18 protein-coding genes and 3 pseudogenes are annotated in these 15792 nt (G+C 44.4%); 16 read left to right on the forward strand and 5 right to left on the reverse strand.

The window, feature by feature from the left end; genetic code table 11:
- Both IM450_RS00655 and IM450_RS00660 read left to right on the forward strand, forming a co-directional pair.
- Positions 1–141, forward strand: a pseudogene (locus IM450_RS00655) (transposase family protein); the annotation flags it as partial.
- A 269-nt stretch (positions 142–410) separates the two neighbouring features.
- Positions 411–1142, forward strand: coding sequence for a PEP-CTERM sorting domain-containing protein (locus IM450_RS00660; RefSeq protein WP_287671087.1), 732 nt, complete (start codon positions 411–413; stop codon positions 1140–1142).
- Between the two features lie 142 nt (positions 1143–1284).
- On the opposite strand, the gene IM450_RS00665 is transcribed toward IM450_RS00660, so the two are convergent.
- On the reverse strand, positions 1285–1602 hold the full coding sequence (locus tag IM450_RS00665) for a DUF3067 family protein (protein ID WP_002801936.1): 318 nt from the start codon (positions 1600–1602) through the stop codon (positions 1285–1287).
- A gap of 176 nt (positions 1603–1778) precedes the next feature.
- Here IM450_RS00665 and efp point away from each other — a divergent pair, with 176 nt between their 5' ends.
- The 6 genes from efp (at position 1779) to IM450_RS00695 (ending at position 5967) form a co-directional block, all read left to right on the forward strand.
- Positions 1779–2336, forward strand: a complete 558-nt coding sequence (gene efp, locus IM450_RS00670) for an elongation factor P (protein ID WP_002750882.1) — start codon at positions 1779–1781, stop codon at positions 2334–2336.
- A 166-nt stretch (positions 2337–2502) separates the two neighbouring features.
- On the forward strand, positions 2503–2997 hold the full coding sequence (gene accB / locus IM450_RS00675) for an acetyl-CoA carboxylase biotin carboxyl carrier protein (protein ID WP_002801937.1): 495 nt from the start codon (positions 2503–2505) through the stop codon (positions 2995–2997).
- Between the two features lie 5 nt (positions 2998–3002).
- On the forward strand, positions 3003–3989 hold the full coding sequence (locus IM450_RS00680) for a zinc-dependent alcohol dehydrogenase family protein (RefSeq protein WP_002801938.1): 987 nt from the start codon (positions 3003–3005) through the stop codon (positions 3987–3989).
- 139 nt (positions 3990–4128) lie between these two features.
- A complete protein-coding gene (locus IM450_RS00685; RefSeq protein WP_002801939.1) occupies positions 4129–4815 on the forward strand; it encodes an ATP-dependent Clp protease proteolytic subunit in 687 nt (228 codons plus the stop codon).
- Positions 4816–4850: 35 nt separating this feature from the next.
- Entirely contained in the window at positions 4851–5450 is a 600-nt protein-coding gene (locus tag IM450_RS00690) for an ATP-dependent Clp protease proteolytic subunit (protein WP_002734165.1), read from the forward strand.
- Positions 5451–5562: 112 nt separating this feature from the next.
- Positions 5563–5967: a DUF1622 domain-containing protein gene (locus tag IM450_RS00695; RefSeq protein WP_002762845.1), complete on the forward strand. Its 405-nt coding sequence runs from the start codon at positions 5563–5565 to the stop codon at positions 5965–5967.
- Positions 5968–6059: 92 nt separating this feature from the next.
- Here the strand turns inward: IM450_RS00695 and IM450_RS00700 are convergent, their stop codons facing one another.
- The 3 genes from IM450_RS00700 to IM450_RS00710 form a co-directional block, all read right to left on the reverse strand.
- On the reverse strand, positions 6060–6740 hold the full coding sequence (locus IM450_RS00700) for a response regulator transcription factor (RefSeq protein WP_287671092.1): 681 nt from the start codon (positions 6738–6740) through the stop codon (positions 6060–6062).
- A 305-nt stretch (positions 6741–7045) separates the two neighbouring features.
- Entirely contained in the window at positions 7046–7501 is a 456-nt protein-coding gene (locus IM450_RS00705; RefSeq protein WP_002801942.1) for a (2Fe-2S) ferredoxin domain-containing protein, read from the reverse strand.
- Between the two features lie 55 nt (positions 7502–7556).
- Positions 7557–7859 (reverse strand): hypothetical protein, encoded by a 303-nt coding sequence (locus IM450_RS00710; RefSeq protein WP_002801943.1) that lies wholly within the window; start codon positions 7857–7859, stop codon positions 7557–7559.
- A gap of 115 nt (positions 7860–7974) precedes the next feature.
- Here IM450_RS00710 and IM450_RS00715 point away from each other — a divergent pair, with 115 nt between their 5' ends.
- The 6 genes and pseudogenes from IM450_RS00715 to IM450_RS22635 form a co-directional block, all read left to right on the forward strand.
- On the forward strand, positions 7975–8376 hold the full coding sequence (locus IM450_RS00715) for an Npun_F0494 family protein (RefSeq protein WP_002801944.1): 402 nt from the start codon (positions 7975–7977) through the stop codon (positions 8374–8376).
- A gap of 170 nt (positions 8377–8546) precedes the next feature.
- A complete protein-coding gene (gene cobQ / locus IM450_RS00720) occupies positions 8547–10022 on the forward strand; it encodes a cobyric acid synthase CobQ (protein WP_287671095.1) in 1476 nt (491 codons plus the stop codon).
- Between the two features lie 9 nt (positions 10023–10031).
- The gene (locus IM450_RS00725) at positions 10032–10271 is read left to right on the forward strand and encodes a 2Fe-2S iron-sulfur cluster-binding protein (protein ID WP_002801947.1); all 240 of its coding nucleotides are present in this window, start codon (positions 10032–10034) and stop codon (positions 10269–10271) included.
- Positions 10272–11025: 754 nt separating this feature from the next.
- Positions 11026–11838: a hypothetical protein gene (locus tag IM450_RS00730; protein ID WP_002801950.1), complete on the forward strand. Its 813-nt coding sequence runs from the start codon at positions 11026–11028 to the stop codon at positions 11836–11838.
- Positions 11839–12063: 225 nt separating this feature from the next.
- Positions 12064–12243: pseudogene (locus IM450_RS00735) on the forward strand (peroxiredoxin); the annotation flags it as partial.
- A 105-nt stretch (positions 12244–12348) separates the two neighbouring features.
- Positions 12349–12675: pseudogene (locus IM450_RS22635) on the forward strand (hypothetical protein); the annotation flags it as partial.
- A 741-nt stretch (positions 12676–13416) separates the two neighbouring features.
- Here the strand turns inward: IM450_RS22635 and IM450_RS00740 are convergent.
- On the reverse strand, positions 13417–14121 hold the full coding sequence (locus IM450_RS00740) for a cytochrome b/b6 domain-containing protein (RefSeq protein WP_287671098.1): 705 nt from the start codon (positions 14119–14121) through the stop codon (positions 13417–13419).
- 45 nt (positions 14122–14166) lie between these two features.
- Between IM450_RS00740 and IM450_RS00745 the strand changes: the two genes are divergently transcribed.
- Together IM450_RS00745 and IM450_RS00750 are read left to right on the forward strand one after the other, a co-directional pair.
- Positions 14167–14907, forward strand: a complete 741-nt coding sequence (locus IM450_RS00745) for a TIGR00297 family protein (RefSeq protein WP_287671100.1) — start codon at positions 14167–14169, stop codon at positions 14905–14907.
- Between the two features lie 36 nt (positions 14908–14943).
- A partial coding sequence (locus IM450_RS00750; protein ID WP_287671102.1) for an amino acid ABC transporter substrate-binding protein occupies positions 14944–15792 on the forward strand: 849 nt, incomplete at its 3' end.

Consider the following 15792-nt stretch of genomic DNA (forward strand, 5'->3'; position numbering starts at 1 on the left):
GATAATTGTCAGAAACCCTTTAGCGAAGAGTTAGATTTTGTCGCCAAGAAACGAACCTATACGAAAAGACTAGCCGAGAATATACTCGAACAATTAAAAGAAGGAGATATTTTAAATGTTAGCCGAAGAAATGACGTAACGTATGTTGTCTTGGCATCTTGTATGTTGATTTAGCATAAAGAGTAACGAAGAGCCAAAATTACTGGTGCAAGTTGGGAATCTGGTAATGTACCGCAAGTCCTTCGTCATCGCTGTGCTTATCTAAATGGTTGCCTTTTTTAACTTTTTTATTGATCTCATTAAGCATTTCTATTTATGTCAAAGGGCAGATGCTCCCAGGTTATAAATATTCTAGACTACGGATGTCTCCGCATTACTGCCCTAATTAATAAATTGACAAACAACTTAAAATGATCACCAACATATCTAGACAACTAACCACTGGCGCTCTTGCTATCGCTGGCAGCGTTGCCGCTTTCGGCTTTGCTGGTGCTGCCCCCGTGCAGGCACAGGCGGTGTGTTTACCACAAAGTTTCAACAATTTCAAGACCAATCCTTGCCGAAAAGGGGACAAGTTGTTTACACACATCTCCTCAACTGGCATTGGTATAAATGACCCGGACAATTTTCTGACCATTACGGAAACCGTGCTGCCCTTGGGCGATTTGCACACCGTGACCTTCACCCCAGCTACCCCTCTGCTAAGTTCATCTGGTACTTATGTCATAGATTACACGATCGAGATCATTGATGACCCCGACACTCCCAACGTCAACGAACTTTTGACGGAGATGTTCGAAGCATTCAGCGCTGGCTATACCACAACTGGCCAGACTGATTCCGGTGTCTCTCTGAGCAAGACGGTTTGGTCAGATGCTTTCGGCGGGACGAGTTTGGTCGGAACCTCGGAGGCTAAAAGCCTGGATATTGGTGGCATAGGCTCTCCTGGCCTCACGGTTCAAGTTGATCCGAATATCCTGAAACTTTACGTCAGAGACACTTTCTTTGTCTCTAGTGTTAACGGATCACTTAACAGTATCACCAACGATTTCAGACAAACTACTTACATCCCCGAACCCTCTGCTATCCTCGGTATCTTAGCCGTTGCCGGTGTTGGTGCTTTCGCTCGTCGCAAGAGCTAGTCACTGTCATTAGATTAAAGGCAAGCGTTGAGGTTAAGCTTAACGCCTTTTTTGTGTCTAGAGAAGGGGATGGGGGAGTGGGGACGCAATTTAAATGCAGTATACTGTTCAGTTAACAATCCCACTGGTCACTGATAATTGATCACTGATCACTGATCAGCCATTCCGATGCCCTTTCACCTAGATCTAGGGGCAGACTAACCGCTTTACCGAGACGGGGACGCTCGCGGGTTTCGCGGATAAAAGCTTGAAATTGACTAAAACCACCCCATTCGTGAAGATAATTAGCGATCGCATTGAGATGTTCCAGATATTCAGACTCGGAGAGGGGAAAAGAAGCTTGTTCGAGATATTTCCACATTACCTGGACATGAACCTTATCTTTGATGCGTCGTAGCTGGATATCGTAGGAACGACCCCATTTTTCTAGTAATAATTGCTGTAAGTCCACACCTGTCATGGTTGATATCGCTTCTCAGATGTCAGTCAGTCAATTAATTCTAACTTACTTTTAGCTGCTGCCCCTAGGTTAGTCCACCTCGCTTCGATTCAGACAAATTCGCGTAAAAAAGTTTTTTTCGGTACGGCGAGTATGTAAAATGGAATGTTGATCTTTCTTGGCCTAAACAGCATTTCATGATTTCGAGTAACGACTTTCGGAGCGGCACAACCATCCAGATCGATGGCTCTGTCTGGCGGGTGGTGGAATTCCTGCACGTCAAACCGGGTAAGGGATCGGCCTTCGTGCGAACCAAGTTAAAAAATGTCCAGACCGGCAACGTGGTAGAACGGACGTTCCGGGCGGGGGAAACCTTGCCCTCAGCCACGATCGAAAAGCGCACCATGCAGCACACCTACAAAGAAGGCGATCAGTTTGTCTTCATGGACATGGAGACTTTTGAGGAAGCAACTCTCACCCCGGTACAAATGGGCGAGAGAGCCAAGTATCTGAAAGAAGGAATGGAAGTTAATATTCTCTTTTGGAATGAGCAAGTGTTAGATGTGGAATTGCCCACCTCGGTAATCTTGGAAATCACCGATACAGATCCGGGAGTCAAGGGAGATACGGCCACCGGTGGCACCAAACCGGCGATCGTAGAAACGGGAGCGCAGGTGATGGTTCCCCTGTTTATTTCCATCGGTGAAAGGATTAAAGTGGATACCAGGGATGGTTCCTATCTGGGACGGGAATAATTGTGATGAGAAGCCCAGAAATGAGGGCTTAGGGACGGGTTTAGGACTAAAGCCAGTGTTTCTGAGCCTGTTTACCAAAACTTAGCCGCTAGATGGGAAAAATCGACGGTTTGGTGGGTGCGAATTTGGATTTGTTGCTTTTTATTTGCGGGGGGATTTCAGAGCGGTGACTATTGATTACAACGAAATTCGAGAACTGATCAAAACACTGGCAGCAACGGATATCAGTGAATTTAGCCTGAAAAGTACGGATTTGGAGCTAAATATCCGTAAAGGAACCGTTAATGCTGCCCTTAGTCATCTCCCCGCTCCCTTGCCGGTGGTGACGGCCCCGGTCGCCCCTCCCGTGGTAGCCGCCAGTCCCACTCCGGCCCCGGAAACCCCCACTCCCGAACCCGCGGCCGCCGCTATTGATAAAAAATGGCTGGCGATTACCTCTCCCATGGTCGGCACTTTTTATCGCGCTCCCGCTCCCGATGAACCGTCTTTCGTGGAAAAAAACGATCGAGTCCGGGTCGGACAAACGGTCTGTATCATCGAAGCGATGAAGTTGATGAACGAAATCGAAGCGGAGGTGGCCGGGCAAATCGTCGAAATCGCCGTCGCTAACGGTGAACCGGTAGAATTTGGCCAGACGTTAATGTGGGTTAATCCCGAATAGATAGAATGAAAGCTATCCTCATGACCGCCGTGGATGTGCTGCAACTTCAGCAAGTCCCCACCCCGAAAATTAGTCAACCGCATCAGGTTTTAGTAGCATTAAAAGCCGCTGGTGTCAACCCTATTGATACAAAAATTCGTAAACGCGGCACTTTTTACCCCGAGCAAATGCCAGCCATTTTGGGCTGTGACGGGGCGGGAATTGTCGAGGCCGTTGGGGCGGCGGTGCAGGATTTTCGCCCCGGGGATGAAGTGTACTTTTGTAGCGGCGGACTGGGCAGGGCCGGCACGGGAAATTATGCTGAATATGCCCTAATCGAGGCGGATTATCTAGCCCACAAGCCGAAATCTCTTTCTTTTGCCGAGGCGGCCGCTGTACCTTTGGTTTTAATCACCGCTTGGGAAGCACTCTACGATCGCGCTCGTCTGCAATCGGGACAAAGCGTCCTTATCCATGGCGGGGCCGGGGGTGTTGGTCATGTCGCGATTCAATTGGCGAAACTGAAAGGGGCTAAAGTTTATACGACGGTGGGAAATAGCGATAAAGAGCGTTTAGTGCGGCAATTAGGGGCAGATTACCCGATTTTATACAAACAAACCGATTTTGTCGCGGCGATACTTCAAGAAACCGCAGGGAAAGGAGTAGATATCGCTTTTGATACGGTGGGAGGGGAAACTTTTAGGCAAACTTGCCGAGCGGTGCGAGTATACGGCGATATGGTGACGATTTTGGAACCTACAGGCAGCTGGAAGGAAGCACGCGATCGCAATTTGCGGATTAGTTTAGAATTAATGTTAACCCCGGCTTTGATGGGACTGCCAGAAGCGCAAAAATATCAAACAGAAATTCTCAGACAAGGGGCGCGTTTAATTGACGAGAAAAAGTTAACCATTCATCTCTCCCAAACCTTCCCTTTAGCGGCAGCTATCAGCGCCCATCAACTCCTAGAAACTGGTGCGGTGACGGGGAAAATTGCCCTAATTATTGACTAGAAATCTGCTTGTTACTACTGGTGAACAGCAGAAGTTGTTAAAGCAGGGAGAAGGCAAACCACCGCTACACTTTTGCCGATCGGTCAACCTGATTACGTTAAAATCAAAAGCAGGATACTGTGTATGACGGAAAAACTCGATGAACTCAGTGATTAAAGCGGTACAAACTGCCTATTATGGGGATGCAGCCTATCGGACACCACCACCAGACTTAGAATCTCTCCTGCTCAAAGAGAGAATTGTCTATCTGGGGTTGCCCTTATTTTCCTCCGATGATGTCAAGCGCAATGTCGGGGTGGACGTGACGGAATTAATTATCGCCCAACTGCTCTACCTGCAATTTGACGATCCCGAAAAACCGATTTTCTTCTATATCAACTCTACCGGCACATCCTGGTACACTGGCGACGCGATCGGCTACGAAACGGAAGCTTTCGCCATCTGTGACACCCTCAACTACATTAAACCTCCCGTTCATACTATCTGTATCGGACAGGCCATGGGAACTGCCGCGATGATTCTTTCCGCAGGAACCAAGGGTTTTCGCGCCTCCTTACCCCACGCTACCATTGTTCTCAACCAAAATCGCACCGGGGCCCAGGGACAAGCCACCGATATCCAGATTCGCGCCAAGGAGGTAATCGCCAATAAACAGACGATGTTGGAAATTTTCTCGAAAAATACGGGTCAAACCACCGAAAAACTGGCGAAAGATATGGATCGCACCTTCTATCTCACCCCACAACAGGCGAAAGACTACGGATTAATCGATCTCGTTCTCGAAAGTCGCAAGGAGCTGCCGAAACCCCTCGCCCAAGTTAGTTAAGATTTATTACAAATTAGCAGGAGTTGTTACCAATTATGCCTATCGGTGTGCCAAAAGTTCCCTACCGTCTGCCTGGTAGCCAATACGAACAGTGGATTAGCATTTACAGCCGTCTTTCGGTGGAACGCATTCTTTTTTTGGGGCAGGAAGTCACCGACGGGTTAGCCAATGCCCTTGTGGCCCAAATGCTTTATCTCGACTCGGAAGATCCCACTAAACCCATCTATCTCTATATCAACTCGCCGGGGGGTTCCGTTACCGCCGGGATGGCCATCTACGACACCATGCAGTACATCAAAGCGGAAGTGGTGACTATCTGTGTGGGATTAGCGGCCTCTATGGGGGCATTTTTACTGGCTTCTGGTAGTCCGGGTAAGCGTCTCGCCCTTCCCCATGCGCGGATTATGATTCACCAACCCATGGGCGGAACCGGGCGCCGGCAAGCGACGGATATCGACATTGAAGCTAAGGAAATCCTGCGTATTCGCCAGCAATTAAACGAAATTATGGCTAATCGCACTGGACAAACCATCGAACGCATCGAAAAAGACACAGACCGCGATTATTTCCTCTCCGCCGAGGAAGCTGTCGCCTACGGTTTAATCGATAAGGTGGTCGAGGGAAGACCGGCTTAAGTCAGTCAGAGGTTAGAACAGGCGAGAAACCTGTTCTAACTGCCATTGGAGAAACTTCCTTAGATGGTAGGTTGGTTTATCGGATAATCCCATAAGAGGGTATCTGTTGGGTATGGAATTTTTAGCAACTTTAGAAACAGGCTTGATCTCTGCGGTGGCAATCATCAAGTTTTGCCTAGAAAGTATTTCGATCGCTTGTGTGGTGATCGGATTAATTAAAACCCTACAATTAGCTTGGCAGTCTAATCGTCACCGTCGCAGTCTTCCCCCTTTTTCCTTCAATCAAATTCGCATTCGTTTCGGTACTTGGCTATCTTTAGCCCTAGAGTTTCAGTTAGGTGGAGACATCGTGGCTACTACCGTCACACCTACTATAGAAGCCTTGGCACAACTCGCCCTCATCGCTATTATCCGAACTTTCCTCAACTATTTCCTCAGCCAAGAATTGGAAACGGAATTGTCCATGGAAAAAGAGCGATCGCAACTAGCAGCCCAGGACAATCTCAGGGATTTTTAATGCCAAAAAAAGGTGAGTTGACAATCACCTGACCTAACCCCTGATAAGCTGTTGACTATTGAGGGTATGCTAAAAAAGTTTTTCAGCAAGCTCTAGATAGTGAACAGCTTATTACTTTCGATCGCCCATTGAGTCAATTCCGTGCGATTATGAAGACCGGTTTTATGAAGCATATTCGACACATGACTTTCGATTGTCCGTTGACTAACATTGAGTTTTGCGGCGATTTCCCGATTAGCCAGGCCCTGGGCGACCAATTGTACTACTTTTAACTCCGTTGGGGTTAATTCCACATTACCCGGAACCTGAAGAGAGGTGACATCATCGGAATGGATGCGGGTGCTGCGTTTCAGCAACCGGCCCGCTTGTTTGAGGGAAGACTCCACCCGGGCCACTAATTCTTCCGGTTCAAAGGGGTTGACCATATAGACATCGGCCTCGGCGGTTACACCTGTTATCTTGTCCTGACTTTGACCCTTAGGGGAGAGAAAGATCACGGGAAGACCACTAAAACGACTGTCCCGACGAATTTTTTCGAGGAAGGCATAACCATCCATTTCCGGCATCATCAGATCATAGATAATCATATCGGGGATTTCCCCTGCTTTGGCAGTATTTGCCCCGCGTTCGAGGATTGCTAGGGCTTCGGGACCGTTTTCTGCGGTTGTCACCCTATAACCACGAAACTCTAGATAATCCTTCACCAAAAGTATTAAATTTGGGTCATCGTCGATTAATAAAAGTTGTTTATTGTCTTTGTTGGTCTCTTTCATGGGTATTTTCCGAGCTGCAGGGTTGGGGGAATGGAGACGGACAAAGGATCGATAGGCACTCATGCAACAGGTAGTTAGGGTTTCCTGAATAAATCTAAAAACCTTATCCAACAAGGTTTTTAGACTTTTTTTCTCTCAAAAACTGCCGACCATTGGAGTGATTGGGGGGAAAATTCTGGGACTTTTTCCCTAAAAATTAGGTAATTGACTCCCTCAAAATCGGTAAAACCCTACACCCCACACCCCACACCCCACACCCTGCCCCCACGAAAAACTTTTTGCCGCAAACCCTAATTAATTGTGTTTCAGCTAGTTTTAACGCTGTTTTCCTCTATTGTTTCGGGTTCTTCTTCTGGACAGTTCAGAGAAATTGCCGGTAAATCGTGGCGAAGGAAAGCATATTCGGTGACGATTTGATTACCGATTAGGTGTTCTTGGATAATTCTTTCGATCGCTTCCTTGTTTACCCTTCCATACCAGACCCCTTCCGGGTACACTAATAAAATCGGTCCCTGGCTACAAACCCGCAAACAGTTGGCTTTAGTGCGAAAAACACAACCCGGACGGTCGGCGCTAGGGCGATCGAGTTCTAATTCACTTAACCGCTTCTTTAAATAATCCCACACTTCTAACCCTTCTTGCTTGTCACAGCATTTTGGCTTAGTCTGATCGCAGCAGAGAAATAGATGACGCTGGATCTGGGCCAATCCCAACTTAGTCACATTTTCCCCCAAGATATCTCTAGTGTCCGCTTCTTCCATAAATTTTTTTTATCAACTAAACTCTTGACATTGAACAGAAAATGTGCATAGCCGACTAAACTTTCGGTTTGAGGATGTAACGATAGATGAGATAAACGATAGCGGCAAGGATTAAAGCGCTCAAAACTGCGCTAACTAGCCGTAAAATCGCCGTTAAAATCGAAAGAGCCACAAAAACCCCCGCCACTGCTACGACTACCTGTGCCGGTGTGGACAGGCTGCCGTACCAAGTTTTCACTTTTTCGAGAGTGGCAGCAAAACTAACCGGGGTATCAAGGGGGGGAAAATCGTCGGTTTCGATTTCCACTTCCACTTCCTCTGGGGTATATTTAGTATCGAACGGTTCGGGAGACTGCATAAACACTCAAGCTACTTAACACTTCATCCCTATTCTATCGATGATTGGGGTTGACAGGGGTTGAGACAGAATTAGTGTAACAATGAGTTTATCCATAGCTAAATGACCGGAATCTATGAGCCTATCGACTCCCACCGTTACCGCCATCAATTATCCTGATGCTACCATCAACCGGGCCGAACGCGCCCTCTGTTGTTCTCCTTTCCGTGTCACCCTATTCGCCGCTATGCTGGAGCAAAGTGTATCACTTTTAAGCATTCCTGGTGCTGGGGGTTTAGAGAAAGGTTATACTTCCAGACTGCTGACGGAAGCAGCAGCGGAAAGCTATCTTCTCTGGTTGATTAAGGTGGGAATTTTGCGGCGCGAAGTAGATGGACAGGGGATAACCGATAGTTTTCGTCTCACTCCTTTAGGGAGAAAATTAATAGAAAAATGGCAACCCCAAGGGGACTTTTTCCCTAAACCCACTTTCTGGCAAAGATTTTTCAATACTCTGCAACGTTGGTTTTCTTTTTAATGCTGTTGGGAGTCAGTTATCAGTTATCAGTTATCAGATGTGAGTTTTCAGTTATTAGCCTCTTGCATGAGTGCCTGTCCTTATAAGTAGCATATACTCAACGGATTTAGTATCAACTGATTACTGTTTACCGATTACTGTTCACTGAAAATACTCAATAAAAAAACTAGATGAAAGCAATTATGGTAGTGGGGACGACTTCCCACGCGGGTAAATCTTTTTTAACTGCGGCTTTATGTCGTTTATTCAACCGGAAAGGTTGGCAAGTAACACCCTTTAAAGGTCAGAATATGGCCCTTAATGCCTATGTTACCGCCGGAGGGGGAGAAATGGGTCACGCTCAGGCGGTGCAAGCATGGGCCGCGGGGACAATTCCCCGGGTAGAAATGAACCCAATTTTATTAAAACCCCAGGGAAATATGACCTCTCAGGTGATTATTAAAGGCAAGGCTGTGGGTGTCACCACGGCAGTGGATTATTATCAGAATTATTTTGAGCAAGGTTGGCAAGCAATTAAAGAATCTTTAGCTAAATTATCAACAGAATTTGATCTAGTTGTCTGTGAAGGTGCGGGAAGTCCGGCGGAAATAAATCTCAAACATCGCGATTTAACTAATATGCGGGTGGCTAAATATCTCGATGCCGCTACTATTTTAGTGGTGGATATTGATCGCGGGGGGGCTTTTGCTCACGTCGTCGGTACGTTACAATTATTAGAACCGGAGGAAAGAGCTTTAATTAAAGGTATTGTGATCAATAAATTTCGCGGACAAAAATCCCTCTTAGATTCGGGGATTACTTGGCTAGAAGATTATACAAAAATTCCCGTCTTAGGAGTTCTTCCCTATAGTGATATCTTTTTAAGTGCCGAGGATTCTCTTAGTTTACTCGATCGACCCGCCCAAAAACCCAAAGCTGAACTAAATATCAGTGTCATTCGTCTGCCTCATATCGCTAATTTTACGGATTTTGACCCTCTCTGTGGTGAAGCAACAGTTAATGTCCGTTATCTAGAATTACAGGAATCTTTAGGTGATCCCGATGGGGTAATTATCCCCGGTTCTAAAACCACTGTTGCTGATTTAATTGCTCTTAATCAAAGTGGTATGGCTAATCAATTACAAGCCTATCACCAAAGGGGAGGTATTATCTTTGGCATCTGTGGTGGTTTGCAAATGTTAGGGCGATTAATCCTGGATCCTGACCATCGAGAAGGTCCCGAAAGTGAGGCAACTGGCTTAAATTTACTGCCCTTAAAAACGGTAATTACTGCCGAAAAAATTACCCGTCAACGACAAGTTTTATCTAATTTTCCCCAAGGGGGTTTACCAGTAACAGGATACGAAATTCACCAGGGAATAAGCCAATGGGAAAGTGAATCAGGTTATCAAAAAATGTTCGAGGAAGATGCTAGTCTGGGAATTGTCAATGATTCTCTCTCAATTTGGGGCTGTTATTTACATGGTATCTTTGATAATGGTTCTTGGCGAAGAACTTGGCTAAATCATCTACGTCAGCGTCGCGGTTTATTATCTTTGCCGACGGGAATTGCTAACTATAGTGAACAAAGAGAAATAACCCTAGATAATATGGCTAATTTATTGGAAGAACATTTAAATCTTAACCCTATTTTTGCTCATTTGTAAGGAGAAATTATGACTATTGCAGTGCGTTTTTTACCCGATGATATTATCATAGAAGCGGAAACGGGAGAACTATTATTAGACGTGGCCAAAAAAGCAGGAATTGACATTCCTACCGGCTGTTTAATGGGTTCCTGTCACGCCTGTGAAGTAGAATTAGATGATGGCACTCAAATTTGTAGTTGTATTACTGGTATCCCCGGCGATCAAGATTCTTTAACCGTTCATTTATACTCGGATCCGCTCTGGTAGTTGTTAAAGTTTTCTGATAACAGAATTCGGGTATTACTGTTAAGTTTACGACTTCTAACTAGGAGAATAATGGCTCGGCGACTTCTCGTCTAAGGGAAGGTTTTTGATTTTTGCAAGATGTCCATGGATAATAGTATATGCAATATATTGATAAAATAGTATAACAGTTCGTATCAATGGGCTGTAAGAATAAATTTCACTAAACCCTTGACAAAAGTTACTTTTTGTATTACCTTTCGACAGTAGTGGTGCTGCCACGGGAAATACTTACATATTAACTATTTTAAAATATGTCAGATTATTATCATTATCAAAATTCTTGCTGCGGGACTGCCCACGCTTATTTGCTACCCTCTCTGAGTCAGATTTTTGCCGATCTTGCTCCTCCTGAAAAGCGTATTTTTGATCACCGCTCTTTGGGATCACGGACATATTAAATTCTGGTCTGTCAAAACCATCTCAGAACTATAGCGCTTTTCACGTTAATGAGTGATCGACAAGTTTTGCCAACAAAGGGTTTAAACCTCTTGCCCATGCCTCATTCTGATGAAAACTGCCATAATCACACAATAGGCTCTTCTGGTTTCTGTGCGGAAACGAGATCTATACTGATAGTTTCTTCCGCGGCTCGACGGAGCTTCGCCGAACGTCAAAATAGTCTTAAAAGTCTTGTCCCGTAAGCATTTTGCGTTCCATAAGCAAAAATTATCACACAAAGTCGAGAAGAGCCCACAATAAATACAGACAATAGCTTATGAATGCATCACGAACAAGTTTTCAAGCTGGTTGGTTAAATTTAGAGCAGGAATTAGTTTTACTTTTAACAGCAACAATTAATATTAAAGGTATGCCGAAAGCCTATCCAACTGTTCCTGAGCAAAGACAGGAAGATTACTATAATTCCCTGAAGTATTATATTAATTTTCATCCTCGTATCAAAAAAATACTATTTGTGGAAAATTCTGGTTGGCCTCTTGAGCGATTGCAAGAAACGACTCAAGAAAATCCCCATAACAAACAAATTGAATTTATTTCACTAGATGCCAATGATTTTCCTCGTAATTTTGGCAAAGGTTACGGCGAAACCCTATTAATAGAGCAGGGAATTTTAAAATCAGCACTGGTCAAAGAGTCTTCTTATATTGCCAAGATAACTGGTAGAATTTATCTTTTCAATATGACGGATATTTTAGAGAGGGTTAAAAGTCCCTTTGAGTGTTTATGTGATTTTAAATGGCCGATTTGGCAACAATTACAGAACAAACAAAATAATCCTTCCTATGCAGATACTCGTTTTCTTGTCTTTAGCAAATGCTTTTATGAAAGCTACCTGCAGCCGATGCACAAAAATCATCAGCAGGGTTGTTTTTATAGTGAACATCAATATTATCAAGCTATTAATTTAGCATCACAATCGGCTAATGTTTGTAAAAGGTTTCCCGTTGAACCGAAATTTTCTGGTATTGCGGGACATTTTGGGGGAAAAGACTATAATAGTCGTTCCGAACAGTTGAAATACGCAATTCGTGTCTTGACTCGTCAAACTATGCCTTGGCTATATCTGTAAAGGGTCGTGCTTAGTGGCGTATAAAAGTCAGTGGAGCCTCAACCACAGAAAAGGTGGCGTTTGACCCCGTTGTGAAGTAGTGAAATTTTTGTTACAATAAGGCGGTAAGCTGTTCATAACTTAAATTGCTTGTTGAGACGAGGCAAGAGGCAACAGTAAAGGGATTGGAGGAGATTCGCCTAATCCAAGAATAAGCAGTTTAAATACGTCTTAGCTTAACTGATTATGTCTCGTCGTCAACTGTTGAGTTTTTTAAGTACAGTAATTCTGGCATTTTTTGCCCTTATTCCCGATACTAACGCTTTAGGTGGCCTCCAACCCGCTTTAAATTAACCTGCACCCGATTTTACCCTACCGACTAACACGGGAGAAGGGAATATTTCCCTATCGGACTATCGGGGTAAAGGGAAAAGAAGATTTATAGTCATTTCAGATAAGTCTGATACAGTCTAAACCGACAAAAGCCTTATGAACTCTGGGATTGATATTCTCAATCTTAATTGAAATGACTATAGTTTAGGTAAAGTGATGGCTAAACTTCCTCATACTTCCTTTTCAGCGATTGCTATTACTTTTTTAGTCATGAATCTTTCTAACCTGTTGAGGCAGGTTTTTTGGGCTTTTTTATGTCTGATACCAAATCCGTTTTTAATAGTGTGATTAACTCCCAAGTTATGAATTGTTTCTCCCTGCTCCCTGCTCCGCTGCTTCCCTATACCTTATTAAACAGGATTTAGTATGAAATGGGAAAACAGCACTTTTTCTCGGTCAATGATTATGATAAGTTATAATTTATGGATTAATCAACAACGGAAGATTATAGTTGTAGCTAAGTGAAATCATTGATTAAGAGACCTGTACTTTTCAATAACTTTTTCAGCAGACCCTATTTAGGGGGTAAATCCTGCCATTCACAGTGCCGAAGTTTTAGCACGTTTAGAGGAATTACGGGCGAGTTCTTGAAATTTAAAGATAAGTAGCTGGTTATAATTAAATTAAAAATGGATTTTGCCTTTAATCCCCCCTTGATCCCCCCTTTGATAAGGGGGGTGCCGATCCCCCCTTAGTCCCCCCTTTAATCCCCCCTTATTAAGGGGGGCATCTGACAACTTTTAACGCCTACCTACTTAATTTGCTTTGTTTGAGAACAAATGATCCAGATTGTTCTACCTTTTTATAGCGCTTTTCACGTTACTGAGGTATCGACAGGTTTTGCCAACAAGGGGTTTAAGCTCCTTGCCCATGCCTCATTCTGATGAAAACTGCTATATTTTCTGGTCAAATATAGCGGTTTTCGTCTAATAAGGTATAGTAAATACCTTGATAGATAGGCGTTTCAGCGTTTCAGTCGGGACTCACTTCTGTGAAAACCGCTATATTAACAGAAGCTAATTTATCGGTAGAAAAAGTCTATCGTATTGGTCGTATTGCTCCCTTAGCGAAGACGATGATTATTCTCGCTCGTCGGGGTCAATAAATCATACTAAATCCTGTTTAAAAGGTATAGGAGAGGAGACTAGAAGGGAATTTGAGCATTTGTACTAAAATTCCCAATACGCAGTTTAAATACAGTACAGCTTAGTCAAACTTGGGAACAATCCAAGCTGCTATAATAGCCAATAAAACAACAATTTCTAAGACTTTATATAAGTTAAGAGATTGTAGCCACTGCAAAGTATTGGCTAGACGCAAATTTAACCGCCATTGACGTAATTGAGATAACCATAATTTCGGATTATCTTGTTCACGAAAACGCCATTTAAGAATAGATAATAACAGGGGAATCCCTCCCACTTTAGCAGTCATGAGCAGGTGCAGGATCAGACTTACTGCCATAATTAACCAACTGAGCAAATGGGCATAATACCAAAAGTGATTTAATTCCCCTTCCGGTAGCCAATCGGAATCCATCATCCGTCCACTATACAAGGCAAAAGTTAGGGCAAAAAGAGTCAAAGTATTGACTAAACGATGGAGACTGTACCACCAAATCGGCTTACCAAATTGGGTTAATTTGTTAAGAGAATCACTTTGAATTAATCTTTTGTTACCCCGACGAAAAGCATAGATAGCAAAAACGGGAAAGATAATCAGAGTATAGAGGCCAAAAGTGCCATGAATACTTTCAATTTCTCGATATTCTGGTAAAGGCAGTTTTAACCAACGACCGTCAAAAGTATCATAGGTCCAATAGGCCGTAACCATGGCGGCAATGAGGGCAATTCCCGTGAATCCGTGCAGAATTCGCAGTAAAAGAGGTTGATAAGGTTGATTAGTTTTCATGAACTCGATCGATACAATAGGGGAGGTAAACTTTGCCCAGATACTATGTTAACTAATCCTTGGCTCGTCGCTATTCTTCTCAATACCGTGCTGCTCGGAATCGCTGCAATTGCCCCAAAAAAGCTCTTAACTCCGATGGGTTATCTCCATGCTTGGTTTTTAGGGGTGATTGTCTGGGGAAGCTTGGGATGGCGCGGTTATCTAATTGTTTTATTCTATTTCCTCGTCGGTTCTACTGTCACCCGCATCGGGTTAGCTCGCAAGGAAGCAGAGGGAATTGCCGAAAAAAGAGCGGGGGTGCGCGGTCCTGAAAATGTCTGGGGTTCCGCTTTAGCGGGGGCAATTTGCGCTATCCTCAGTCTTTTTGCCGCTTCTCCCTGGGATTACCTCTTAAGACTCGCTTATGTGGCTAGTTTTAGCACCAAATTAGCCGATACTACTGCCAGTGAGGTGGGCAAAGCTTACGGTAAAACTACTTATCTAATCACTAATTTTAAATCCGTCCCCCGGGGAACGGAAGGGGCTGTTAGTTTAGAGGGAACGCTCGCCGGTTTGCTGGCAGCCACGGCGATTTCCCTGTTAGCATGGGCTATCGGTGCGATCGATCTTCTTGGTGTGTTATGGTGCGTAATTGCGGCATTTATCGCCACCAATATCGAAAGTATCATCGGTGCTACCCTACAAACTCGCTTTCTGTGGTTAACTAATGAATTGGTCAATGTGATCAATACGGTTATCGGTGCGATCGTAGCTATACTGTTAAGCTTGCTCTGGTCTTTCCGCTAAAGTTAAGTGACTAAAAAAATTTTTCAGAGAATATCTATGCTAAAGTGGCGTTTTTGTGCATTTTCCCTGCTGTTACTGCTAATTACTGCCTGTGGGACGGAAAATCAACCTAATTCTAGTTCTAACACCGCAAGTAGTCCCGATGCTGGCCGCTTGCAAACGGTGAAAAATCGCGGTAAGTTAATTTGTGGCATTAACGGAGAAGTGCCGGGGTTTAGCTTTGTTAATGAAAAAGGCGAATATTCGGGCTTAGATGTGCAAATTTGCCGAGCTATTGCGGCTGCTCTCTTTAATGATCCGTCCAAAGTCGAATATCGTAAACTTAGCCCCCAAGAGAGATTTACTGCCGTACAGACGGGAGAAGTGGATATCCTCAGTCGCAACACCACCTGGACGATTAACCGGGATACCGCCCTGGGGATGGAGTTTATCACCCCGGTTTTCTATGATGGTCAGGGAATTATGGCCACGAAAGCCAGTAATGTTAAGAAATTAGAAGATTTAAGCGGAAAGTCCATTTGTGTGCTATCGGGAACCACCACAGAACAAAATCTGGCCGATGCCATGGCAAAAGCGGCAGTTCAAGGCTATAAACCGATCGTTTCCGATGATGTGGAGGCTTTATATACAGCTTATCAGGCGGGGCGTTGTCAGGCTGTCACCTCCGATCGCTCCCAATTGGTGGCCCGGCGCTCGGTTTTTCCCCGACCGCAGGATCATCAATTATTAGAAGTGGTAATATCAAAGGAACCCTTGGCCCCAGCCGTGGCCGATGGTGATCCCCCTTGGTCGAATGCCGTCCGCTCGATCGTTTTTAGTTTAATTCAAGGGGAAGAATTTGGGATTAACTCCCAAAATATTGCCACTTTTGCCGACAGCAAAGAC

The sequence above is a fragment of the Microcystis sp. M083S1 genome, assembly GCF_020246405.1.
In the GTDB taxonomy this organism is placed as follows: domain Bacteria; phylum Cyanobacteriota; class Cyanobacteriia; order Cyanobacteriales; family Microcystaceae; genus Microcystis; species Microcystis aeruginosa_C.